At 40.5% G+C, this 7187-nt stretch carries 2 protein-coding genes; both read right to left on the bottom strand.

Annotation, left to right across the window (positions count from 1 at the left end; genetic code table 11):
- Positions 1 to 3166 (bottom strand): Rib/alpha-like domain-containing protein (locus PCY08_RS09845; protein WP_301560221.1); only part of this gene is annotated, 3166 nt, incomplete at its 3' end.
- Between the two features lie 458 nt (positions 3167 to 3624).
- A partial coding sequence (locus tag PCY08_RS09840) for an LPXTG cell wall anchor domain-containing protein (protein WP_301560220.1) occupies positions 3625 to 7187 on the bottom strand: 3563 nt, incomplete at its 5' end.

Genomic DNA, 7187 nt, shown 5'->3' with positions numbered 1-7187 from the left:
CAATTGAATTCTTAGCGTCTGGTGTTTCACCCTTCTTAACTGTTTGATCTTTAGCTGTTGGGGTGTTTTGATCTGCTTGTGTTGGGTTTTCTACTACCTTAACAGTTACTGGAACTTCATCCTTAGAACCATCTGGGTAAGTTACAACAACGGTTGCTCCCTTATCGCCTGTTGTAGTTGTATCTACTGGATCTTTGAAGGCATAGGTTGTACCACTTGGGAGATCTCCTGTGTTACCAATTGAATTCTTAGCGTCTGGAGTTTCACCCTTGTTTACTGTTTGTTCCTTAGCTGTTGGAGTGTTCTTGTCAGCGTCTGTTGCTGGTTTTGTAACTGTAAATTTAAATGTTTCAGTTACAGGTTGTCCATCAGCACCTTTTACTGGTTGACCATTTTTACCAAGAACTGTGATCGTTACTTCTGATTCACCTTCAGTTGTTGGTGTGCCTGTAATTTGTTTTGTTACTGGGTCGTAAGAAACACCATCCGGAAGTCCTTCAACCTTGATAGAACCATCTGTAGGAACTTTCTCTACTGTGACAGTAACTGGTGTGATTTCTTTTCCTACTACACCTGTTTGATCATCAATTGGAGTAATTTTTGAAGCGATTGAGTTTGGATCTTTAGTGTTTGTACCATCTGTTGTTTCGTCTGAATCTTTGACACCATCATTATCATCATCTTCATCCGTTACATCTGGGATCTTATCACCATCAGTATCCAACTTAAAGGTAGCCTTGGCTGTATCAGTTGAGTTGTCTTTGTATGTTACTTTGACAGGTACTTCAACTTCTTCAACTGTTGTTCCTGGCTTAGCTTCAACAGTGATTTTTCCTGTATTTTCGTCGATTGATACAGTGTAGCCTTCTGGAGCTACAAAGTCAGATGGAATACTATATTTAGCACCTTCTGGAGCTGGTGTATCTTTCCCACCTTTATCTGTGAAAGTTGGCGTTGCTGTAGCAGGGGTTCCTGGTGTTACAAGTGTGTCAGCATATTTTGGAGTGTATTTGTCTGTTTCTTCATCAAGAACAGCAGTGAATGAATCAAGTGCCAATGCTGAATGAAGGTCACTTGTGTCTTCGCCTTGGAGGAATACAGCTGATGTATAGATTGCTGGTTCTGTAAGATCATTTGGCACAGTGAGTGGTACTGACTTAGCAGTTCCTTCTGCTGTTGACATTACAGTTGTTGCTTCACCGATTGCTTTACCATCTTTGAACCAACGGATTTGGTATTCGCGTGATGGCATAAGTCCACCAGTAGTACTTTCAGCAGTATTTCCTGGTTTTGCAAAATGATCAGAATTGTCATATACCAAGATGTCGTGCATTGGTTGTGGTGCGATTAGGGCAAAGTTTGTATTTGAAATATTTGCTGCCGCAAGTGATGAAGGTCCTACTGGAAGAACGGCATCTGACGTACCTTCAAACATATTTGATTGGTAGTTATTGCTCCAAATAGCATAGTCATTGACAAGAACAGTGGCATAAACATAATCCGTATTAATGTGACGGTATTTTTGTCCAATAGTTCCATTCCACTTCATAAGATGTTCATTGTCTAAATCTTCATCTTTAACAAGTGTTCCAAACTCTGCATCTGAAATTTTCTTAGAAAGTCCACTGTTAGCCTTATCAGCGCTCACACCATAAAGACCACGGAATGGAATACGATAGTAACCGTCTTTATCAACTGGTACTACAACAGTTTCAGCGATATGTGAACCTTTACCATTCTTAGCTTCATATTCTTTGATAATTTCAGCTTGAGCAGCTTTGAAATCATCAAGTTTGTAGTTTTTGTGTTCTTTTTTCCATTTGTCAAAAAGACGAGTCACTTCATCATTTACGTATGAAGCCGCTACTTTAACGTTTGTAGCATTGATATCGTAGCTGTCTTTTTTATACATACGTGCGTCAGAACCACTTGGGTCACGAAGTTCGTACCACACTCTACCACGGATTGTACCATAATCGCCTTTACGTGAAAATTGGCCGTCTGCTTGGTCACCTGTCTGACGGTCTGCTTCTGGTTTCAAGAGATAGTCTTCAGAATTTGGTTTTTCTTGAAGAACTACTTGACCACCAACAATACGGTTGATACCAGCCGTGAAATCCCAAGTTTCATTTAAACGGCTAAGACGTCCGTGGAAACCTGTACGTTGGTCACCTGATTTGATGACAGTGTATTTTGTTGGATCTGGATTTTCTACCCAAGTACGAATAGCAAGCTTAGGGTCTCCTGCAAGTTGAAACTCACCTGTGGCTCCTAGACGGTTTGCTACCGATTTAGACAAGTCAAATACAAAAGTTCCATCTTGTTCACTTGTTGTCTTATAAACTGGTGACACAAAACCTTTACCAGTTACATACTGAAGGTAGACATTTACACCACCAAGGCGTTTTGCATCTTCTTGGTTATCGTTATTGACTGTTCCATTACGGTAAAGCCAAACTGTTCCTTGATAAGTTTGCTTTTCACCCTTCACACCCGGACTGTAGATTGCTTTCTTTTGAGCTTCATTCTGAAGTTCAGAGTCAAAAGAGCGTGTAGTTCCATTTACTGGAGAAAGGGCACGACGTGAACGTGTAGGAGCTTCCGAAGTAGCTTCTGCCTTGACTTTAACTGTTTGAGAAGCTGACAATGTTGCGCTTGATCCGTCTGCAAATGTTACAATCGCAGATCCATCATTGCTAACTTGAACAGAAACTGCAGTCGGATTTGAACCTTTAATCGCTTCAGTAACATTTGAAATTTCTTCAGCAGTTAATGCTGATGCATCCGCTACTGTTGTCAAGCTTGGTGCTTGAACAGAATCTGATTCTTTTGTAGTTGCTACTACTGGTGCAGCAGAAGGCTCTGTAGCTTTCTCCTTAGCATTAGCTTCTGGAGCAGTCGCAAGTACTGGTTTCGTATTAGCTTCTGTAGCTATTGGAGCTTCCACAGCAGGTGCTCCGTAAGTTTCACCTTGATTCTGAGTCTCAGGTTTTACAGTTGTATCCTTAGCACTTGAATCTACTGGATCAGTTTGATCAGCTTGAACTGATGGAGCGACTAGTGCTGCTCCAACCGCAAAAACAAGCGAACAACCAAATAGGAAATGTTTCCCTTTTTTGATCATACGCCAGTTCTTTTGTTCTGCATTTTTACGATTAAAATACATGTTTGTATCTCCTTTTTTGTATTTTTTAGCATTTTATATGCTACATACATTTTTATTATAAAACATTGGTTAAAGAATGTAAAGAACTTTATAATGTAAAATCATTTGCAAAATTTTCTATTTTTTACTTTTATCCTTGTTTTTTACACTTTATCGTTTAAATCATATTCATATTTTCTTATATGTTAACATCATCTAATTCTAGGGGCTTAACTCCTAAATAGAAAAACGAGAATCTCTAAAAACAGAGATCCTCATTTTCTAATAATGATTCTTACTAAATAGGAAAGAAATCCAACCTCTGGAACCTTAAAAACCACACAGCGATTCTTTAACCTTGATTGTTCTCAAGTCTTGAATCTCTGTGTGGTTTTATGACGAGGCTAGTCTTTTCTCTTAGCCTTTTCTAGCAAATTACAGAATTCATATTCTTAAATTTACCTTATTTGAGTAATTTCTTACTCTTCTTCCTCGCGTTTTTTAGCGATGAGAAGTCCTCCTGTCACTGCTGCAAGAAGTGCTAGTCCAAGTGAAGCGCTAGATTGTTTAGTACCAGTGTTTGGCAATTCTTTCGCTCCTGCTTTCTTAGCTGATCCTTGAGCAGGTGACTCTTGGTTAGCAGCTGTAACAGCTTTTTCAGCTGGAATGACTGCTACTGATCCATCCGCAAAAGTAACAACTACTGAGCCATCATTGTTGACAACGATATCTTTCGCAGTTGGGTTAGCTTTCTTAACTTCGTCGACTACTTTAGCTTTTTCAGCGTCAGTCAAGTTGCTTGGATCTGTAACCGGAGTTACTGATGGATTCTTAACTCCATCTGATTCCTTAGCTTTGTCTGATGATTTCTTAACTGTCTTATCTGCTGGGATAATAGCTGTTGAACCATCTTCAAAGGTTACAACTACTGAGCCATCTTTGTTAACTTTGATATCTTTCGCAGTTGGGTTAGCTTTCTTAACTTCTTCTGCTACTTTAGCTTTTTCAGCGTCAGTCAAGTTGCTTGGATCTGTAACCGGAGTTACTGATGGATTCTTAACGCCATCTGATTCCTTAGCTTTGTCTGATGATTTCTTAACTGTCTTATCTGCTGGGATAATAGCTGTTGAACCATCTTCAAAGGTTACAACTACTGAGCCATCTTTGTTGACAACGATATCTTTCGCAGTTGGGTTAGCTTTCTTGACTTCATCAGCTACTTTAGCTTTTTCGGTATCAGTCAAGTTGCTTGGATCTGTAACCGGAGTTACTGATGGATTCTTAACGCCATCTGATTCCTTAGCTTTGTCTGATGATTTCTTAACTGTCTTATCTGCTGGGATAATAGCTGTTGTGCCATCTTCAAAGGTTACAACTACTGAGCCGTCGTTGTTGACAACGATATCTTTCGCAGTTGGGTTAGCTTTCTTGACTTCTTCTGCAACTTTAGCTTTTTCGGTGTCAGTCAAGTTGCTTGGATCTGTAACTGGGGTTACTGATGGATCCTTGACAGTTTTATCATCTGATTTCTTAACTGTCTTATCTGCTGGGATAACGGCCGTTGTACCATCTGGGTAAGTTACAGTGGTTGTACCGTCGTTGCCAACTTCTACCTTACTTACTGTAGGGTTAGCTTTCTTAACTTCGTCGACTACTTTAGCTTTTTCGGCATCAGTCAAGTTGCTTGGATCTGTAACTGGGGTTACTGATGGATCCTTAACAGCTTTATCCTCTGATTTCTTAACTGTCTTATCTGCTGGGACAACGGCTGTTGTGCCATCTGGGTAAGTTACAGTTGTTGTACCGTCGTTGCCAACTTCTACCTTACTTACTGTAGGGTTTGATTTCTTAACTTCGTCGGCTACTTTAGCTTTTTCGGCATCAGTCAAGTTGCTTGGATCTGCAACTGGTGTTACTGATGGATCCTTAACAGCTTTATCCTCTGATTTCTTAACTGTCTTATCGGCTGGGATTACAGCTGTTGTGCCATCTGGGTAAGTTACAGTGGTTGTACCGTCGTTGCCAACCTTAACATCAGTTACGGTTGGGTTAGCTTTCTTAACTTCGTCGGCCACTTTAGCTTTTTCGGCATCAGTCAAGTTGCTTGGATCTGTAACTGGGGTTACTGATGGATCCTTAACAACTTTATCATCTGATTTCTTAACTGTCTTATCTGCTGGGATAACGGCTGTTGTGCCATCTGGGTAAGTTACAGTGGTTGTACCGTCGTTACCAACCTTAACATCAGTTACGGTTGGGTTAGCTTTCTTAACTTCGTCGACTACTTTAGCTTTTTCGTCATCAGTCAAGTTGCTTGGATCTGTAACTGGAGTTACTGATGGATCCGTTACTACTTTATCATCTGATTTCTTAACTGTCTTATCGGCTGGGATTACAGCTGTTGTGCCATCTGGGTAAGTTACAGTTGTTGTACCATCTTTGTCAACCTTAACGTCAGTTACTGTTGGGTTAGCTTTCTTAACTTCGTCGGCTACTTTAGCTTTTTCCGCATTAGTCAAGTTGCTTGGATCTGTAACTGGAGTCACTGATGGATCCTTAGCACCTTTATCATCTGATTTCTTAACTGTCTTATCGGCTGGGATTACAGCTGTTGTGCCATCTGGGTAAGTTACAGTTGTTGTGCCATCTTTGTCAACCTTAACGTCAGTTACTGTTGGGTTAGCTTTCTTAACTTCGTCGGCTACTTTAGCTTTTTCGGCATCAGTCAAATTGCTTGGATCTGTAACTGGGGTTACTGATGGATCCTTAACAACTTTATCATCTGATTTCTTAACTGTCTTATCGGCTGGGATAACGGCTGTTGTACCATCTGGGTAAGTTACAGTGGTTGTACCGTCGTTACCAACCTTAACATCAGTTACGGTTGGGTTAGCTTTCTTAACTTCGTCGACTACTTTAGCTTTTTCGTCATCAGTCAAGTTGCTTGGATCTGTAACTGGAGTTACTGATGGATCCGTTACTACTTTATCATCTGATTTCTTAACTGTCTTATCGGCTGGGATTACAGCTGTTGTGCCATCTGGGTAAGTTACAGTTGTTGCGCCATCTTTGTCAACCTTAACGTCAGTTACTGTTGGGTTAGCTTTCTTAACTTCGTTGGCTACTTTAGCTTTTTCGGCGTCAGTCAAGTTGCTTGGATTTGTAACCGGTGTTACAGCTGGATCCTTAAGTTCTTTATCAACTGATCTCTTAACAGTTTTATTTGATGGGATAACAGCTGTTGTACCACCTGGATATGTAACTGTTGTTGTGCCGTCTTCACCAACTTTAACATCTGTTACAGTTGGGTTAGCTTTCTTAACTTCGTCGGCTACTTTAGCTTTTTCCGCATCAGTCAAGTTGCTTGGATCTGTAACCGGAGTTACTGTTGGATCCTTAACAGCTTTATCATCTGATTTCTTAACTGTCTTATCGGCTGGGATTACAGCTGTTGTGCCATCTGGGTAAGTTACAGTGGTTGTACCGTCGTTGCCAACTTCTACCTTACTTACTGTAGGGTTTGATTTCTTAACTTCGTCGGCTACCTTAGCTTTTTCGGCATCTGTTAGAGATGATGGGTTAGCTACTGGTGTGACTGATGGAGTCTTAACTACTTTATCAACTGCTGTGGCTTGAACTGGATCACTTGCATCTGATGTTTGACCATCTTTTGTAGCTTTAGCTGTCACATTACCTTCTGGAATATCTACAGTTGGTGTGATTTTAGCTTTACCATTTTCATCAGCTACGCCTTCACCAATCTTGTTACCATCTTTGTCGAACAATTCTACCTTAGTACCTGGTTCTGCTGTCACTTCAACTGGTGTCTTAGTTCCTGCTTTACCTGTAAGGTCTGTATCTACAACTGGTGTGCTTGGTTTAGCTGGTGTTGCTGCTGTAGCTTCTTTTGGTGCGCTTGCATCTGATGTTTGACCATCTTTTGTAGCTTTAGCTGTCACATTACCTTCTGGAATATCTACAGTTGGTGTGATTTTAGCTTTACCATTTTCATCAGCTACGCCTTCACCAATCTTGTTACCAT

The organism is Streptococcus sp. SO4 (assembly GCF_030440055.1).
GTDB classification, from domain to species: Bacteria; Bacillota; Bacilli; order Lactobacillales; family Streptococcaceae; genus Streptococcus; species Streptococcus nidrosiense.
Note: the sequence above shows the minus strand (reverse complement) of the source record. Positions and strands in the feature narration are given on the sequence as shown.